At 46.9% G+C, this 19,004-nt stretch carries 14 protein-coding genes; 10 read left to right on the forward strand and 4 right to left on the reverse strand.

Features of this window, described 5'->3' with window-relative positions:
• Positions 1-91: 91 nt before the first annotated feature.
• From SB752_RS06735 to SB752_RS06745, 3 genes are all read left to right on the forward strand, one after another.
• Positions 92-538, forward strand: coding sequence for an SRPBCC family protein (locus SB752_RS06735; protein WP_410714919.1), 447 nt, complete (start codon positions 92-94; stop codon positions 536-538).
• Positions 539-907: 369 nt separating this feature from the next.
• On the forward strand, positions 908-988 hold the full coding sequence (locus SB752_RS06740; protein WP_410715133.1) for a hypothetical protein: 81 nt from the start codon (positions 908-910) through the stop codon (positions 986-988).
• A 133-nt stretch (positions 989-1,121) separates the two neighbouring features.
• Positions 1,122-3,122: a sigma-70 family RNA polymerase sigma factor gene (locus tag SB752_RS06745; RefSeq protein ID WP_410714920.1), complete on the forward strand. Its 2,001-nt coding sequence runs from the start codon at positions 1,122-1,124 to the stop codon at positions 3,120-3,122.
• Between the two features lie 193 nt (positions 3,123-3,315).
• Here SB752_RS06745 and SB752_RS06750 read toward each other — a convergent pair whose 3' ends face one another.
• Positions 3,316-5,064, reverse strand: a complete 1,749-nt coding sequence (locus SB752_RS06750) for a sensor histidine kinase (protein WP_410714921.1) — start codon at positions 5,062-5,064, stop codon at positions 3,316-3,318.
• Positions 5,061-5,774, reverse strand: coding sequence for a response regulator transcription factor (locus SB752_RS06755; RefSeq protein WP_410714922.1), 714 nt, complete (start codon positions 5,772-5,774; stop codon positions 5,061-5,063). Before SB752_RS06755 ends, SB752_RS06750 begins: the two co-directional genes overlap by 4 nt.
• A gap of 157 nt (positions 5,775-5,931) precedes the next feature.
• Between SB752_RS06755 and SB752_RS06760 the strand changes: the two genes are divergently transcribed.
• Entirely contained in the window at positions 5,932-7,134 is a 1,203-nt protein-coding gene (locus SB752_RS06760; protein ID WP_410715134.1) for a DUF418 domain-containing protein, read from the forward strand.
• Between the two features lie 71 nt (positions 7,135-7,205).
• Here the strand turns inward: SB752_RS06760 and SB752_RS06765 are convergent, their stop codons facing one another.
• A complete protein-coding gene (locus tag SB752_RS06765; RefSeq protein WP_410714923.1) occupies positions 7,206-8,261 on the reverse strand; it encodes a serine hydrolase domain-containing protein in 1,056 nt (351 codons plus the stop codon).
• Between the two features lie 304 nt (positions 8,262-8,565).
• Between SB752_RS06765 and SB752_RS06770 the strand changes: the two genes are divergently transcribed.
• Entirely contained in the window at positions 8,566-9,468 is a 903-nt protein-coding gene (locus SB752_RS06770) for a LysR substrate-binding domain-containing protein (protein WP_410714924.1), read from the forward strand.
• A gap of 9 nt (positions 9,469-9,477) precedes the next feature.
• Here SB752_RS06770 and SB752_RS06775 read toward each other — a convergent pair whose 3' ends face one another.
• Positions 9,478-10,467, reverse strand: a complete 990-nt coding sequence (locus tag SB752_RS06775) for an aldo/keto reductase family protein (RefSeq protein WP_410714925.1) — start codon at positions 10,465-10,467, stop codon at positions 9,478-9,480.
• A gap of 334 nt (positions 10,468-10,801) precedes the next feature.
• On the opposite strand from SB752_RS06775, the gene SB752_RS06780 reads away from it, so the two are divergent.
• The 5 genes from SB752_RS06780 to SB752_RS06800 all read left to right on the forward strand — a co-directional run bounded on the left by SB752_RS06780 (position 10,802) and on the right by SB752_RS06800 (position 18,963).
• On the forward strand, positions 10,802-11,278 hold the full coding sequence (locus tag SB752_RS06780) for a GNAT family N-acetyltransferase (RefSeq protein WP_410714926.1): 477 nt from the start codon (positions 10,802-10,804) through the stop codon (positions 11,276-11,278).
• Positions 11,279-11,413: 135 nt separating this feature from the next.
• Positions 11,414-11,920: a phage tail protein gene (locus SB752_RS06785; RefSeq protein WP_410714927.1), complete on the forward strand. Its 507-nt coding sequence runs from the start codon at positions 11,414-11,416 to the stop codon at positions 11,918-11,920.
• A gap of 47 nt (positions 11,921-11,967) precedes the next feature.
• Positions 11,968-12,468 (forward strand): phage tail protein, encoded by a 501-nt coding sequence (locus tag SB752_RS06790; protein ID WP_410714928.1) that lies wholly within the window; start codon positions 11,968-11,970, stop codon positions 12,466-12,468.
• Between the two features lie 14 nt (positions 12,469-12,482).
• Positions 12,483-13,019, forward strand: a complete 537-nt coding sequence (locus SB752_RS06795) for a phage tail protein (protein ID WP_410714929.1) — start codon at positions 12,483-12,485, stop codon at positions 13,017-13,019.
• 733 nt (positions 13,020-13,752) lie between these two features.
• Complete coding sequence (locus SB752_RS06800; RefSeq protein WP_410714930.1) at positions 13,753-18,963, forward strand: InlB B-repeat-containing protein; 5,211 nt, start codon at positions 13,753-13,755, stop codon at positions 18,961-18,963.
• The last annotated feature ends 41 nt before the right edge of the window (positions 18,964-19,004 follow it).

Raw genomic sequence — 19,004 nt, forward strand, 5'->3', positions numbered from 1 at the left:
TCTCTGGCTCGATTTTCCCGAAATATATCGCAGCCACTCACAATACATATAACAGGATAGCCAAAGAACAGCAGGAAAGGAATGAACACATATGCCTGAAGGAATACATGAGATTGATCTGGATCTGCCTATCGGAGCTGTTTGGAATTTTGTCAGTGTGCTGGAGAACTGGATTCCGCTAGTGCCTGGTTACATAAGTCATGAAATTATCAATGACCGCCGTGTGACCTGGACTTTTCTCGGGGACATCGGGATCATGAAAAAAAAGATAAGTCTTCAAGTGGATATTACGAAATGGAACGAGCCGACAGAAGTAAGATTTACCCTCACTGGCATCAATGATAATTTTACTGGAGAGGGTTACTTTAGGGCCACAGCATTAGGGGAACAGCGAACGAGAATGACAGGCTTCCTCGACATTACAGCAAAGGGCTTAAAAGCGCCGATGATTAACTCGATTCTAAAAACCCATGTTCCACAGATGACCACCGATTTGGCAGAGGCGATCGCCGACCGTATGAAAAAAGTATATAGGTAGCCCTAAGAGGAGACGACGTGAGCATCAGGTGACCCATGCCGCACAATACTTGATCGAAATTGTATGTGCCAAAGGATCAGCTTGCGTCTGCGCAGCGTCGCCTGTCCCCGGAAGAGCAATTTTGCGGCTATCAGCTTGAGGCGAGAGCATCGCTTGAACCACCAAATTATGCGTATGTCGACTATGACCAGATTGAGACTGATTCGTATAGCTTTGAGGAGTATGAAGACTTTCGCTTTTTGCTCACGGGTCTCGGCGATCATGATGATGTGGCTACGTTGTTCGGCTATCCTACGGGTCAGCACGATGACAGCGAGTACGCTGCTGCATTGATGCTTTTGACAGGCTTTTTGCTGGTGGGATGCAGGGGTGCTTCAGTTTTTCATCCGCAAAGAAGATTTGCTCGCTGGGCGTTTTGACCGTACGTACTGCTCCTTGTATTCGAGCTAAACGAGATGTCTGCTTACATTCAAGAACCTGTCCGCATTTTTTTGGTGGCTAGGTTCTTTTTTCTTTATTTTTTCAAATCATGAAAACCAAATCGCTGGTTGGACGATCTAACTGTTGAAAGGCAGGGAACGATATGAATGTAGTTCAGCTGGTGAAAGCGGCACAAGCGGGTAATACAGAAGCATTTCAAGAGTTGATTGAACAGCATCGGGAACGGATGTACAGAATGGCGTATTATTATGTCCGAAATGATGCTGACGCTGAGGATGTCGTCCATGAAGCGATATACAAGGCACTGGTCAGTCTGCCTCGTCTAAAGCAGCCATCCTATTTCGTAACGTGGCTGACACGAATCGTGATCAATTGTGCACTTGTGGTGCTGCAACGGCGAAAGCGCACCGTTTTGGATGGTGATCAGGCTGTAGCACAGCTTCCTGCCGCTGCGTTTGCGGCAGATGAACGCCTAGATTTGTTGGATGCGATTCGAGGATTGGAGCTAAAACAGAGGCAGGTCATCCTGTACAAGTATTTTCAAGATTTGACCATTGAAGACATTGCTGTTCTGTTGAACCTGCCAGTCGGTACAGTCAAAAGCATTTTGCACAAGGGGTTGAAGGTTTTGCGCAAGCATTTTGAGACAGATGTGGAGCAGAGGGCGGGAAAATCCGAAGCAGATATGGAAGCCGCACTGCAACGGCTGCAGTCTGATTTGAAGCTGCGTGCTGAGTCGCTCATCGTGATACCCGAGCAATACGAGCTGTTGATTGATGATTACCGGGAGCACCCGCGGGAAGGAGGGAGAGCACTTTTCGTCTGGACTGAGCCAGGAACAGATCATGGAATATCCGTTGAATTAAGCAAAAAAGGAGACTTGCTGGAGTATACAATCGAAACAGCCGACAGAACGGAGGAAAAAGCGAGCTGCTCTGAAGACGAGCTGCGAGCGCAGGCTGAGAAGTTCGTTTTGGATCATTACCCCAAGGCAATGGAGCAATTCGTTCTGATCAGGAGCAAGCAAACGAAGCAAGGCATATCGTTCGTGTACGGACAAAAGGTTATGGGGCTGTTTCTACCAAATACCGGGTTTCGAGTCTACGTTAGCTGGAGCGGTACCGTTATCGAATTTCAATACAGAGGCAGGCAAAAAAGTCCGGAAATACCGCAGAAAATCGTCTCAAAAGAAAGGCTGTTAAAAAGAATTGCAGACTTGATTGACTTTCGCTTGTATATGAGTTTCGTTCGGGCAGAGGGACAAAATGTGCCAAAGGACGAGCTGCGGCTAGTCTATCAGCCATCCCGATTTCTTTCCTGCTTTGATGCGGACGAAGAAAGACTGGTGTCTACTAGTGAAGATTTTAATAGGCAGGAAGAAGAAAGCGACGAATGGACTCCTGTGCCGATGCAGTCTGCGGAAGATCCAGATGAGCGGGCAGTACTGCGCTCTATTCATGATCTGATAGGTATTGATTCAAAGAAATATGAAATCATTCGGGAGATAGATATGGATGGCAGGCACGGCATTGTCTGGCGGAGAAAGGACTGGAAGCCCTCGGTGGAAAGGGACCTGTCGCTGGAGTCGTTTTTTCTGAATCGCTCTGAGGAATCAATCAAAGCCTTTACTGATCCCGATACGGGAAGATTGATTTCGTTTATCAGGTTCGAGGAGACCAAGGGTGATTTGCGCTTGTCTCGCGACGAATGCCTCGAGCGCGCCTTGCAATTTTTGAAGCATGCTTGCCCGGGAATGGAGCCGTTTTTGCTATTGAAACAAGACGAGGAGCGGGACTTGGACTCGGAGGTGTTTGCCTTTCATGTACATAAAGACGGAGTTCTCCTATATATGGAGAGAATCGTAATTGTCATCAATAAAACGACAGGTCAGCCTAATCAAGTGAGTGGACTTACCGTCACGGTGGATCAACTCAAAAACATGGATGTGACTCCGAGTATAGAGGTAGCAGAGGCGCGTCAGATGTATTTAGCCGGGATTGAGCTGAGGTTGGAGTGGGAAATCGACTATGCAGCAAAGGCAAAAAAGCGGCGATATCGCTTATGCTATAAAGCAGTTCACAAGAAAACGGGTTTAGAGGTGCGCATGGTCGACGCCAAAAGCCGTGAATTGATTTGCTGGTGAGAGTGCTGCTTTCAGTTAAAGCGTGATGAGTAAAACAGTTAAAAAATGTAAAAAAACCAAGCAGACCAGGGATGGGGCTGATCCCCGAATGGGCGCTTGGTTTTTTCCATCGCTATTTAATGGCATGCGGGACTTCGTCCAGACTGCAAATCGTATAGCCCTGACTGTCCACCTCATCAAATGGATGTTTTTTTCATATCTTATCTCGTTTAATTGGAAATGAGAGTAAAATTTCTGTGCCCTTGCCCGTATCCGATTCGACCTGGATTATGCCTTGATGAGCATCGACAATCGCTTTGGCGATACTCATACCAAGTCCGGCCCCGTCCGTTTTTTCATCAGTATTCGTACCACGATAGTAACGCTCGAACAATTTTCGCTTTGTTTCCTCATCCATGCCGATTCCGTTGTCTTCAACAGCGATCCAGGCGAAATCTCTCTTCATACCTGTGCGCAAAATAATATGCGTGCCAGGGGGATTATGCTTGACAGCATTCATAATCAGATTATCGAGCATTCGCCCGAACCATTTTGAATTCGCTTTTACAGGCAGCGTGCTATTATGCTCTTCGAAAGCAAAATCGACATGCTGAAGCGTGGCATCGTTCACATAGCGAAGCACGGTTCGACGGACAAACTCATTGAGCTCGATGGTCTCTTCAAACTGGAAGCTGTTATTCTTCAATTGAAAGCTTAAAGAGAAGTCATGCAGCAGCTCCAGCATATAATCGCCCTTGCTCCGAATCATTGCTCCCATTTCCGAAAGCTCACTTTTTGTAAAGCTGAAATGACTACTCTCCAGCAAATGCCCATACCCTTGAATGGTAGCGAGAGGGGTTCGGAGATCATGGGAAATGCCAGTCATCCACTCTTCCCGCGTCTTTTCCAGACGAATCCGTTCTTTTTCCGATTCCCCCAGCTTCGCAGCCATATCATAAAAGCCGTTAATAACCTCTTTGTACAAACGATACCTCATTCGGAGCTTGCCGTTTTTCCGAAATACCTTTTTCCTGTCCTTTTCCGGCAACGGCTCGTGATAATGTCCTTTTCCCATCCGCTCGAACCAATCGGTCAAAAGCAGCAAAGGCTGCCCGTAACGATAGCCGTGCCAGGTTGCGAATACAAGTGTTAGAAGCAGCATGCCAGCAGCGAGGTACGCTAAAACGAGAATAACCTCTTGCAGGATCGGCTGATTGGGGACAGCGGGTCTTTCATTGATATCATGTAAAATCCACACGTTTCCAGTTGTACCTTCTGTGTAAGCAGCCATTTTCGAATCATGTCTTGCCGGCTCCAACCGTATAGATACAAGCTCTAGCGGACGATATTGCTCGCGGGGCTGAGCTGCTCCGATCGTTTGAACAACGTGGTCTGCAGGATTTACGATTTCGATGTATTGTCTTGAATCCTTGAGCATGGCTTCTAGCTGTGACACGGAAGCCGGACGAACAAGCCCGTTCTCTCCAAAGGCTCCAATCCATTCACGCAGCCGGTCAGCCCCCGGATCTTCTACACCAAGCATAAAAAAATGAGGCTGTGCCTCGGTCGAATCCAGGTATGTAAAGACCCGGAATGCTTCGTAGCGGCCCGAATCCTGAATTTGCAAAAGCTCCGTTGAGCCGTACGAGTCCTTCAAGCGGTTAGCAGGTACATTGAAGGAATAGATGACCTTCCCATTCTCATTCACGATTTGCACCCAGCACCCGGCTTTCCCCAGCTGATTGGTCCAGCGCTCGGGAAGCTTCGCGCCATTTTCGGTAAAGCTGGTTTCCGTTGCAATGTTTTCAATGGCTCCGATAGGAAACGTTCTTTGTAGATCCTGATTGACCAAGTATCGAATGAGAACGAGGGTACCTACAAGAAAAGCGATGACAACAAACACCCATAAAGACAAAAATTGAAAGGTAAAATGAAAGGCTATCCTGCTGCGGAGACGGCTCATAATATTTTCTCCTTCACCAGCTTATAACCGAGACCACGGATCGTCACCAAGCTTTTGGGATCACTCGGATCGGTTTCGATGCGCTCGCGAATTTTGCGAACATGCACCATGACGGTACTATCGTCTCCGAACCCGTCCATGCCCCAAACCGCATCATAAAGCTGTGATTTGGAAAAAACGATATTGGGATGCTTGCACAAATAGAGCAGCAATTGAAACACTTGGGCAGGACAAGAAACGGACTCTCCATTCACGATCAGTTCGCCTGCACTCTCATTTACGAGAAAGTGCCCAAAGTCGTACAGCGTAGGATCGTCATTTCCTTTAGAGATAGGAAGTGCTGTCCCTCTGCGCAGTCTTGCTTTGATTCTCGCTACTACCTCCAATGGGTTAAACGGTTTGGTGACATAATCGTCTCCGCCTGTCGCAAAGCCGGTAAGTACATCAAAATCAGAGGTTCTGGCGGTCACAAAAATGATGTGTGCATCTGACAGCTCACGAATTTTGGGGCACACCTCATATCCGGTTTTGTCTGGCAGCATCACGTCCAGCAAAATAATGTCTGCGCCATGCACTTCGAGCAAATGAAGCCCCTCTTGTGCCGTTGTAGCTGTATAGATACGTTGAAATCCTTCTTTTCGCAGCGTCATTTCAAGCATTTGTAAAATTGATTTCTCATCATCGATCAATAAGATTTTTGCGTCTTGCATCTTTATCACTCCGTATACCTGGCATTCTTCTTAGTTGTATTGTACATAATCTTCCTTAATTCTAGCTAAACAAGTGGAGGATGCGTTTAGAAAACGGTAAGGAGACTTTTAGAGTCACTTTAGCTTGCCTTGCTACAATCAAGCCGAGGTGATCATGATGGACATAAAACAAAGCCGCATTCACATTATTGATGGCTTGCGGGGCTTCAGTCTACTAGGAATTTTGATGGCGAATATGCTGATCTTTCAATACGGGATATGGGAGAAAGAGCAAATACAGTTGTATGCGATTCCTCCATTCGATACGAGCACATACCAGCTAGTAAAAATCGTGATCGAGGGCAGCTTTATGCCGATTTTCACGTTCATGTTTGGTTTTAGCATGATAAAGATGAAAGAAGGTTTGGAAGAAAAGGGACTTCGAACCAAACGCTTTTTTGCCCGTCGTTTTCTTTTGTTGATTGTACTTGGTATCATCCATTCGGAATTTTTATGGGAAGGCGACATCCTTGGCTTTTACGGAATGATGGGCTTCTTTCTATTGCTGTTCATGAACCGTAAACCGAAGACATTACTGGTGTGGGGAGTAGTCGTGCTCTGTCTGATCAGCTTACTGGGTCTGGTTCCAGAGGAGAAGAACAATCCGGAAGCGGTAGCAGATCAAGCGCGTATGGAGGCTTATGTTCAAAAAACAATGACCGTGTACGGTACTGGAGCGTATGAAGAGATCAGCCACCACAGAAAAAACGAAGATCCGCTGGGATTGCCTGACTATATGATGGCGGTCATATTGCTGCTTGCGCCTATTATGACCGTACCGATGTTCTTATTTGGTATGTATGCAGCAAAAGCTCGCTGGTTTGAAAAGCCTGATGAAGAGCGTGCATCGTATTTTAGAAAAATGCTGATCTTCCTTCCGATCGGCCTATTACTCAAATCGGTAAAAGTTCTCGCACCAGGCTATTGGTGGAGTGGCGTTGGTGATATATCAGGTGGAGTTATACTCGCGATCGGTTATCTCTTCACGTTTGTATGGCTGTTCTCAAAAAGTGAATCATCGGCGTGGCTTATGAGATTCCAGGCCGTCGGGAAGCTGTCATTGACGAATTATCTGCTACAAACCGTCATTTGTACGACGATCTTTTATGGCTATGGATTGGGCCTGTTCGGAAAGCTTGGTGTTTTAGCTGGTTGTGGCTTGGCGCTAGTTATTTACGGGGTTCAGCTCTTTGTCAGCCCGTTGTATCTCAAGCAGTTTCGTTATGGACCAGTTGAACGCCTGCTGCGCATGTGGACAAATTTTTCCTGGTCAGGAAGCCCGAAGCCAAAGCAGTTACCAGATAAGCCAATGTCGCTATAAAGTCAAAGAAGGAAGGGTAGAGCGGACAACAACTCATCCTTCCTTTTTTAGGTGGATGTGACCTCGCACTGTTATGAGCGCTCTGCAAAAAACTTGGTGGTCAGAATACGTGCCAATTTATCCACATTCATCTTTCGCATTCCGATGAGCGGCAGCTGACTCCAGACATTGATACCGTAATTGGAAAGAATCACAATACCGATACCTTTGTCTCGATTAAAGGTCATAAAGCTGCTCGAGCCGTATGTTCCGCCATTATGCCAGTGGGTGGTGGAGCCGTCCTTTTCTTGATAAAGCATCCAGCTATAGCCGATTCCAATGCCTCTGCCAGGAAAAATAGCATGATGCTCCTTGCGGGTTTCTTCGAGCGCAGACGAAAGCGGATGCTCGGCGTTCGCCAAATGTGCTTCGACGTAGGTTAGCATGTCGGAGAGGGAGGAGCGGACAGCCCCTGCACCTGCGAAAGTGTCGTGGAAATCCCACAGAGGCATCGGTTTACCTGCGACGCTGTAAACCGGGAGAGTGGCATTGGGCTCACCGAGGTTTGCGCCAACTCCAGAAGAGGTCATCCCGAGAGGCTGGAAAACCTCATCATAGAGTGCGTCATGCAAGCTTTTATCCAAGCGTTTGGAAAGAAGCCAGCCTAGTATTCCAAAGCCATAATTGGAATAACGATGGCTTTTTTTCGTTTTAGGGCTCTCTGACAATACAGCATCTATTAAATGCTTCTCCGTATAATTCGCGTACGGATTTAGCTTATCGACAATCGTTTCTCGCAGATTATTAGGGATCGCCGGTAGTCCCGCTGTATGGGTTACGAGCTGCAGAAGCGTTGTTTGCCGGGCGAACGGGCTTGAAGTCCATTCGGGAATGTGGCTCGACAATAGATCAGCACGATTCCAAAGCCCCTTCTCCTCCCCGAGCGCCAGCAAAAGACCTGTCATCGTTTTAGTAATAGAACCGATCTCATAGAGAGAATGGGAGTGAACCTCTTCTGTCATCTGATCCCGCGTCCAAATCAATTTTTCTGATTTCGTGACCAGACCAACTGTCAGCTGGTGAGTAGGGGGACTAACCCAGCGATGAATATGATCTTCTGTCATCACATCCATAAGTGTGATTTTCACAAATTCACTTCCCTTGAAGGATTTGGTAAGGATGCTGATTCAATCTAGTTTTACGGATGGATGACAGGATGGTTACAAGTATTACATTACTTCATGCACTGTCCTCACAAAATCCCTATTGAAACGAGCAGGAACACAAATGGCCGTAAAGGGAATTCTAACTAATCGTATAATTATTGGAAAAGAGCGTTCATCTTCTGTAAGGGGGCATTGGAATTCGTTGATATGTAACGGGGTAGCTCTCTGGAAGCAGAAGAGGGGCAAATCAGAGTTAAAAAAACGAGTAAAGAAAAGGAAAATACAAATGGATATTCGAAAATTACAATACTTTATTGCAGTGGCAGAAGAACTGCATTTTAACCGTGCTGCAGAAAAATTAAATATGACACAGCCACCACTCAGTCAGCAAATTCAAGATTTGGAAAAAGAGCTGGGTGTGACACTTCTAGAGCGAAACAGGAGACAGGTTCGTCTTACACCTGCGGGTGCCGTTTTTTTAGAAGAAGCCAAAATGATTTTAGCTCAATTGGAGCGGTCTATTAAAACGACGCAGCGAGTCAGCCAAGGAATGATCGGACAGGTGTCCATTGGATTTGTAGATTCAGCAGCGGGAGATATCATGGTAAATATTTTGAAAGTATTTCGTGAACTTTATCCAGACATACAGCTTTCTTTGTGTGAAATGACTTCCGCCCAGCAATGGCGGGCCCTGTACGATGGAACGATTCATGCAGGATTTTTGCGGTATATGGAGCCAGCAAAGCATATCGACTACCTTACTTGTACGAATGAATCACTCGTTGCTGTATTGCCCGAGCAGCATCCATTGGCGAAGCAGTCTGCTATTTCTGTCGGGTCTTTAGGTGCTGAGCGGTTCATCATGTTTCCGCGTCATCTAGGAGCTTCTTTCCATGATCTCATCATCGGTTTTTGCGCAAAGCATGGCGTGTATCCGAATGTTGTGCAGGAAGCTATCCAAATGTATACGATTGTCAACCTGGTAGCTGCGAATCTAGGTATTTCCATCGTTCCTTCTTCCGTTTCCGCTTTTCAGCGCAGTGGTGTTGTTTTCAGGCCATTTATGGAAAGCGTTCCGCCGGTTCCCCTCTATACCGCATGGAGAACCGACGTGAATCAGCCTGTCTTGTCTGCATTTATTAAGACTGTAAAAGAAGTCAGTCCCGTTGCAAATCTTCTCAGTAGGTAAAACAGGGATTCAGCCCGTTTTAGCAGGGTCCCGTTCAATAAATCCATCCAATATCGAATCAATTTCCCTCATGATTTCGGTATCCAGACGAACACCGGAGGCTTTTACGTTTTCTTGTATCTGCTCTGGCCTGGATGCGCCAATGATAGCAGCAGATATTTGTGGATTTTGCAGTACCCATGCAATAGCAAGCTGCGGAAGGGTCAACCCGGCTTCATGTGCGAGTGAGGCGAGCTTGGAAACTGCTAGCAAGACCTCGGTGCGAAGCCATTGGCCTGCTAGCTTATTGAAAAAGGGTGACCCCGCCGAACTAGAAGCACGGGAATCGCTTGGTACGGGCTTGCCTGGTGCATATTTCCCTGAAAGAATTCCTTGAGCAAGAGGCGACCAGACGACTTGTCCGATTCCTTCTCGCTCGCAAGCATGCACGACTTCTGTTTCGATGACACGCCATAACATTGAATATTGAGGTTGGCTAGCTACCAGAGGAACCCTCAACTCTCGCGCCAAAGCCGCACCTTTGGTAATCTGATCTGCCGTCCACTCACTTACTCCCACATAGAGAACTTTACCTTGCCGGACCAGATCCGAAAAAGCTAGAAAGGTTTCTTCAAGCGATACGGTGGAATCAAAGCGGTGTGCGTAATACACATCGATGTAATCCGTCTGCAATCTGTTCAGTGACGCATGGCATGCCTCCATAATATGCTTGCGGGAAAGTCCCTTGACGTTGTTCCCTGTTCCTGTAGGATGGTAAACCTTTGTGCATAACTCAATGCTTTCTCGACGTACATCTTTCAATGCCTGACCAAGAACCGATTCCGCTCTTGTTTCCGAGTACACATCTGCGGTGTCAAAAGTGGTAATCCCCGCATCCAGTGCAGCATGAACGCAAGAGTAGGCTGTGTTATTATCCACTTGAGCGCCGTGGGTAATCCAATTTCCAAAAGCGATCTCACTTACTCTCAAGCCGCTGGTACCTAGTCTCCGATGGTTCATCTACTCTACCTCCTTTTTGATAACAATTCGATCGTAGCAAACCATTTTTCCAAGGTGAAATATCCCTTTCTATACGCTGTGATTCGAAAAAAATATTACTGATTGCGGGAGGTAAAGACAGCAACGCTTTGGAGATAGTCCGTATGTTTGAAGGTCACTGAAAAAGTGGCCTTTTTGATTTGGTTTATGAAAAATGGATAAAGGTCGTTTTCAAAAAATTAATAAAAGTCTGCATAGGAAATCGTAAAACGTCGTAGAATTTTTATTTTTTGTCAAATCCAGTACCAAAGCTGCAGAGAAATCTGTAGAACCAAAGGCGGTGCATCTGAGCTAAATGTCGATCGAACAATCGTTACGAACGATAGTGGCCACCACAAAAGAGGAGGATTTTCGCTTCCGGGTATACGCCAGTACACGTCAAGAAGAGGTAGCGGCATGGGGGTGGGAGGTGACACAGCAGGAAGCTTTTTTGCGAATGCAGTTTGAGATGCAGCAAAAATCGTATCAGCTCCAATATCCAGATGCGAACTATCAGATTATCATTGCCGATGAAGAACCTATCGGTCACATGCTGGTGGTCCATGGAGATGACAAGATTATTCTGGCTGATCTGGCATTGCTTCCTTCTTCTCGTGGACGTGGAATTGGTTCCATCCTTATACGTCAATTGCAGATGCAGGCGGAACAGCTTGCAAAGACGATCAGGCTTCACGTGATGATCACAAATGAGGCAAGGTATCTATACGAGAGACTTGGGTTTCAAGCAATTGGCGAAAATGCTCTTCATATTGAAATGGAATGGAAGAGTTAGACTCTTAGTCTCTTATAAAAAAATGAGACAAAGTTGAGACTCCGTGGAAAAGTCTGCATGCTACTATGTAAAAGTTGTGAGGTATCTATTAGTCACTACTATGCACAGGAACGTAATCTAGCTGAGGTGATAATAATGAGTGAAGCTTATTTAGGAGAAATTCGGATGTTTGCAGGAAATTATGCTCCGCAAGGCTGGGCTTTATGTAATGGTCAGCTCTTGAATATTTCAGAATATGACCCGCTGTATGCGCTACTTGGAACGACATATGGTGGAGACGGTCAGACAACATTCGGGTTGCCGGATTTGAGAGGGAGAATCCCGGTTCACCGCAGCTCAACAATTTCTTATGGCAGTAAGGCTGGTGTAGAAAGCGTGACATTAATTAATACGAATCTGCCAGCACATACGCACATAGCAAATGCGTCCAAGGATGGTGGAACGCTAACTTCCCCGGAGAATGCCGTTTGGGCAACCTCGACCTTGAAGAATTATTCGGATGGGACAAGCGGTTCCCTCGTCCCCATGAATGCCCAGATTGTATCTTCAGTAGGCGGGAATCAGCCGCACGATAATATGATGCCGTCATTGACAATCTCTTTTATTATTTCGCTGTACGGAGTATACCCGCAGCAACCATAGAGTTAGTTGCGAATCATATCCATTAATTTTGATAGAGGAGGATTCAAATGTCAGAACCATTCGTGGGTGAACTTCGTCTGTTTCCAATCAGCAATTATGCTCCGAGAGGCTGGGCATTTTGTGATGGACAAATTCTTCAAATAAATCAAAATCAAGCTTTGTATTCATTACTAGGAGCTACATACGGAGGAAACGGAGTTACGACATTCGCTCTTCCTGATTTACGAGGCAGGGTACCGATTCACGTTCATCAGTCAATCCCTTTGGGAACAACGGCAGGAGAAGAGAATCACACGCTTACGGTAAATGAAATTCCACAGCATACCCATCAAGTCATGGCTTCCTCTGCCCATGCGACAGCAACCAACCCGACAGGTAATACTTGGGCTCAAGTATCCGCTCCCTATGCGCAAGCAAATACACTGACTCCGATGAATTCAGCAGCGATAGGAACCGCTGGAAGCAGTCAACCCCATTCAAATATGCAACCCTATCAAGCCATGCACTTTTGTATTGCAACAACTGGCATTTATCCATCACGTAATTAAGGAGGAAATAAGAAATGGCAGATGCATATATAGGCGAGATTCGAGTATTTGCTGGAAACTTTGCTCCCAAAGGCTGGGCGCTATGCGATGGACAATTGTTGTCGATTATTCAAAATACAGCGCTTTTCTCCGTTTTAGGAGTGCAATATGGTGGTGATGGGAAAACGACTTTTGCTTTGCCAAACTTGAAGGGGTCTGCACCTATGGGACAAGGGGATGGCCCAGGATTGACACCGAGAACTGTCGGTCAGCAGGTTGGTTCATCAACCGTTACATTATTGACTTCACAAATACCAGCGCATACCCACATTCCAAACTCCTATCAAGCTCCAGGGGGGCTAAACGAGCCTGATAACCATTTTTGGGCCGAGACGCCTACAGCTGGAAGACCTGCTAGACAAACTGAGTTATATTCCTCCCCTCCAAATGTAGCAATGTCCCCTGTAGCTTTGTCTGTAGCTGGTGGTAGTCAGCCACATAATAATAGGCAGCCCTTTTTAGCGATGAATTACATCATATGTTTAAGTGGAGAATTTCCACCCAGAGGCTAGTAGTTTTACATTTACATGCATAAAAGCTGCGTACTTTCTAAATTCGCAGCTTCTATGTGTGTAAAGGAACGAAGGGAATAAAGGGTACTGACCAGATCATTTGAATAAGGATGCTGGTCATTTTGTGATAGACCAAGACAAAAGAAAGAATGGGAGATGAATCATGTGGGGGAATTGGAGTAGGTTAGAAGGAAAACGGTCGGTTGGTTTGGAATGGAATCAAATTTACTCTTTCTCACGTATATCATTCCTGCTTTTTTTAGCACTAGTGATATGTGTCAACATAGTTCCACCTAGAACCTTTGCGGCATCGAGCGGAACAACTGATGGTACGTACGATTTTGGTGGAACCTTAGGAGCAGATAACAGCGGGGGATCGGGATTTAAAAAGCTGAATGATAAATTTCTTGTATCAAACGGATTTGTCCAGGAAGGCACAGCAATATGGTCCGAAGATCAACAGGACATGAATACAACAGGACAACTTACCATTAAGGCAGAGGGAATAGATAAGTGTCGGACGTTTACATTTCAGAATTTGGGAATAAGCACTGTTGACGATGAGGGTCAAACAAATTTGGAATCACTGTCGATAGCCTTATATGATGTGAATCATAGCTTAATCAGAATCTTTTCAACTTCAGGAAAAAACATTCTATTAAATACGACCGTAACCCAAGTCGGAGCACTATTGAATAGCAATAACTCTTTCAACGTAGATGGTGTTGCATCGTTGGAGTTTTCATGGAAATTTACAAACGGGAGAGAACCCTCTAACTTAAACATTAACAATATCACCATCGCAAATGTAAAAGGAGTAAGCACGATTACTCCAACAACAGCTTCCTTTGATAAATACGTATCGGCTTCGAATTATAAAGATATTACGACAACGATGGATTTGAAAGGGAACGTGCTGAGTGGCATTAAAAACGGTAGCACACCCCTTGTGAAGGGGACAGATTATACAGTTCTAGATACCATAGCAACGATTAAAAAAGAATTCCTCGCAACATTGGCAGTTGGAACAAGCGATTTGACGTTTGTCTTTGATGGCGGTACGGAAAAAACACTGACCATTACAGTCAGCGATACATCCCCTAAGGACAGCACGATTACCCCAACGACAGCTTCTTTCGATAAGTACCAGTCATCAGTGAAGTATAAAGATGTCCAAACAACGATGACATTGAACGGGAATGCCCTGAGCTCTATTAAAAACGGAAGTACGCCTCTTGTGCAAGGAACGGATTATAGCGTATCAGGGAGCTTAGTAACGATTAAAAAAGAGTACTTGGCTACGCAAGCAGTTGGAACGACAAGCCTAGTCTTTGCGTTCAGTGCGGGTGCGACGCAGACACTGGCAATTACGATAAGTGATACAACGCCACAGAACAGCACGATTACCCCAACGACAGCCTCCTTCGATAAATATCCGTCAGCAGCAGGTTATAAAGATATTCCAACCACGATGACATTGAACGGGAATGCCCTGAGCTCTATTAAAAACGGAAGTACGCCTCTTGTGCTAGGAACAGATTATAGCCTATCGGGGAGCGTAGTAACGATCAAAAAAGAGTATTTGGCTACGCAAGCAGTTGGAACGACAAGCCTAGTCTTTGCGTTCAGTGCAGGTGCGACGCAGACGCTAACAATTACGGTTAGTGATACAACGCCGCCACCAACCTATATCGTAACGTATAATGGCAACGGAGCAACGAGCGGAACAGCACCAATAGATAGCGGCACCTATGAACAAGGAGATACCGTAACCGTACTGGGAAGTGGATCTCTCGTAAAAACGGGTCATACATTTGCAGGGTGGAACACCGCAGCAAACGGAAGCGGAACTGACTATGCAGCAGGATCGACGCTGACTATGGGTACAGCGAATGTCATCCTGTATGCACAGTGGACGACAGTTCAAGTACCGACCTACACCGTAACGTATAACGGAAATGGAGAAACGAGCGGAACAGCTCCTATAGACAACAACACCTACCAACAGGGAGATACCGTAACGGTACTGGGAAGCGGCTCTCTCGCAAAAACAGGCTATACCTTCGCAGGGTGGAACACAGCGGCAAACGGAAGCGGAACTTCTTATGCAGCAGGCTCGACGCTGACTATGGGCACAGCGAATGTCATCCTGTACGCGCAGTGGACGACAGTTCAAGCGCCGACCTACACCGTAACGTATGACGGAAACGGAGAAACCAGCGGAATAGCTCCTACTGATAGCGGTGCGTACGAACAAGGAGATACCGTAACGGTACTGGGAAGTGGAACACTTGCGAAAACAGGCCACACTTTCGCAGGCTGGAACACCGCAGCAAACGGAAGCGGAACGGCCTATGCAGCAGGCTCGACGCTGACCATGGGTACAGCGAATGTCATCCTGTACGCGCAGTGGACGCCAGTTCAAGCGCCGACCTACACCGTAACGTATAACGGAAATGACGAAACGAGCGGAACAGCACCAACAGATAGTGGCACCTACGAACAGGGTGATGCCGTAACGGTACTGGGAAGCGGCTCTCTCGTAAAAACCGGCCACACCTTCGCTGGTTGGAACACCGCAGCAAACGGAAGTGGAACAGCCTATGCAGCAGGCTCGACGCTGACTATGGGCGCGGCGAATGTCATCCTGTACGCACAGTGGACGCCAGATCAAGCGCCGACCTACACCGTAACGTATAACGGAAATGGTGAAACCAGCGGAACAGCTCCTATAGACAACAACACCTACCAACAGGGAGATACCGTAACGGTTCAGGGCAGTGGTACGATCGCAAAAACAGGCTATACCTTCGCAGGGTGGAACACAATGTCAAACGGAAGCGGAACTTCTTATGCAGCAGGCTCCACGCTGACTATGGGTACAGCGAATGTCATCCTGTATGCACAGTGGACGACAGTTCAAGCGCCGACTTTCACCGTAATGTATGACGGAAACGGAGAAACCAGCGGAACAGCTCCTACTGATAGCGGTGCGTACGAACAAGGAGATACCGTAACGGTACTGGGAAGTGGAACACTTGCGAAAACCGGCCATACGTTCGCAGGCTGGAACACCGCAGCAAACGGAAGCGGAACGGCCTATGCAGCAGGCTCGACGCTGACCATGGGTACAGCGAATGTCATCCTGTACGCGCAGTGGTCGCCAGTTCAAGCGCCGACCTACACCGTAACGTATAACGGAAATGACGAAACGAGTGGAACAGCACCAACAGATAGTGGCACCTACGAACAAGGAGATACCGTAACGGTACTGGGAAGCGGCTCTCTCGTAAAAACCGGCCATACGTTCGCAGGGTGGAACACCGCAGCAAACGGAAGCGGAACTTCTTATGCAGCAGGCTCGACGCTGACTATGGGCGCGGCGAATGTCATCCTGTACGCGCAGTGGACGCCAGTTCAAGCACCGACCTACACCGTAACGTATCACGGCAACGGAGCAACGAGCGGAACAGCCCCCACAGATAACGGCACCTACGAACAAGGCGACAGCGTAACGGTACTTGGAAGCGGCACATTGACAAAAACCGACCACACTTTCGCAGGCTGGAACACCACAGCAAACGGTAGTGGCACATCGTATGCCGCAGGCTCTACCCTCCCAATGGGTACATCCAATATCACACTATACGCCCAGTGGACCTACACACCAGTGCCTGTCTTTCATGAAATCGTGTCTGTCACACAGACGACGGAAATTACAGACATTCCAAACGGTACCGCCAAAACTTCCCCTGCTCTAGGACTGCCCTCACAAGTAGAGGCAAGCTTGTCCAATGGCAATACAATGAATCTGGATGTAAGCTGGGCGGTAGCAGAAGCAAGCTATGACCCTACGGTAAAGGAAGAGCAGCGTTTTACAGTAACCGGCAGATTAGTCAATTTGCCAAGCAATGTGCGCAATAGCCAAAATCATTCTGCCACCATTCGTGTCACGGTGAATGCAGCAGATGATGAAACAGATCCGAAAGACATTGTTTCCGTCCAAACGCCTGAAGAAATAACAGGTGTGGCAAATGGGACAGCCAAGACGGCAAAAGCACTGGGCTTACCTCAGCTAGTAGAAGCTATCCTTGATGATGGAAACAGCATGGATATTCGTGTAGATTGGGATGTAGAGAGCTCAGATTACGATCCCGAAAATGAAGAAGCACAGACATTTAGGGTACGTGGACAGCTGATCCTGCCGAAAGGGATTACCAATACCAAGAACCAGCGGGCAAGCATCCAAGTCAGTGTTGATGCAGCAGACACAGAGGGTGAGAAGCGGGACATCGTCTCGGTAACAGACCCCAATGACATTACAGGTGTCGAAAACGGTACCAGGAAAACTGCATCTGCACTTGGTTTACCGGATGAAGTAGGAGTCACCCTGGATAATGGAAAATCCCTTTTCGTTGGCGTTAACTGGGATTTGGATGAAGCGGACTACAATCCTAACAGTACCAAAAGGCAACGCTTTATCGTCGAGGGAGTGCTGACGAAGCTTCCTTCCGGAGTAAGTAACAGCAAAAAGCTGAGAGCAGAAATCCAGGTAACGGTAGCTGCAGCGCCTCGGGATCGTGACCGCGACGACGATGAAGATCAGGGCGGGAAGGGTTCGGGAGGCAACTCGGGAAGCAGTTCAGGCAGAAGCTCTGATTCCACACGTTCAGCTGTAGTAGAAGCAGGGACTTCCAACGGTTTGCGGGAACAGATCAAAATTACAAGAAAGCAATCTTCCAACGGCAAAAAGGTCGATGAAGTTGTGTTCGACACAAACGACGCAAAAGAAATCTTGAATCTTGCTGATGCAAACAACAAGGAAACCATCCGAATCATCATAGACGATCTACCAAAAGATCCAGCTGATGAAGTGGTCGTCAACATCATGAAAAGAGCATTGGAACGACTTCAAAACGAAGTTGCTCTGGAAATCCAGACACCGTCTCTGATCATTACGATTTCCAAAGAAATGTTGGCAACAATTTCGACAGACGAACTCTATTTCCATATCGTTCCTGTTCCTGATAAAAATAAGCAGCAAGGGGCTATTGAACGAGCTATCAACGCGAAAGAAGTGAAACAAGCAGCTGGAGGCAAGGATGTACAAATAGTTGGAGCTCCGATGGTGATCGAAGCCAACTATCAAAACCGAACCACATTGATCCTGTTCCAGTGGAAAGACTCCAGCTTGCCTACCAACCCTATTGAGCTGCAAGCCCTTCTCGCCTCCTTGTCCGTGTATGTGGAGCATACAGATGGAGAGACAGAGCTGCTAGATGGCAGGCTCAAGTATGATCAAAACGGAAATTTCTTGGGAATCGAAATTGAAATTGACAAGTTCAGTACGTTCACCATTCTGTCCTTGAAGGGCAAGAAGCAGCAGCCTTATATAACAGGATACCCTGATGGAACATTTCGACCAAACAGCCAGTTGACACGAGCAGAAGTGGCAGCTATCCTGTACAAATTACTGCAAGCAGAAGGAAAACAAGCGTCAGCTCTGGTGAGTTATCGTGATGTAGGGCCAGAACTTTGGGCAGCTGATGCGATCTCGCTGGTCTCTAGTGAAAAGCTGATGACAGGAGATGCAGACGGCAAGTTCCAGCCGAATGCCAAAGTCAGCCGGGCAGAGATGGCAAGCATCATCGCAACGTGGAAACAGCTTACTAACAGTAGTAAGACGGTAGCCTTTACAGATACAAAAGGTCTCGCACAAGAAGCGGGCATCGCTGCAGTAGCTGAAAAAGGGTATATGATCGGTTTTAAGGATGGATCATTCCGTCCGAATCAGCTGCTGACTCGTGCAGAGGCGGTCACAATCATAAATCGTTTGACCGGAAGAGCGCCATCCAACGAGACTGCAGAGCAGAGCTGGTCAGATGTTCCAACCAGTTACTGGGCATTTGCTGATATTATGGCCGCGACCGGATACAAGAATTAATGAGTAATAAACAAAACGAATACGGGTAAGAATCTCGCTCA

The organism is Brevibacillus sp. SIMBA_040 (assembly GCF_046535075.1).
GTDB lineage: Bacteria > Bacillota > Bacilli > Brevibacillales > Brevibacillaceae > Brevibacillus.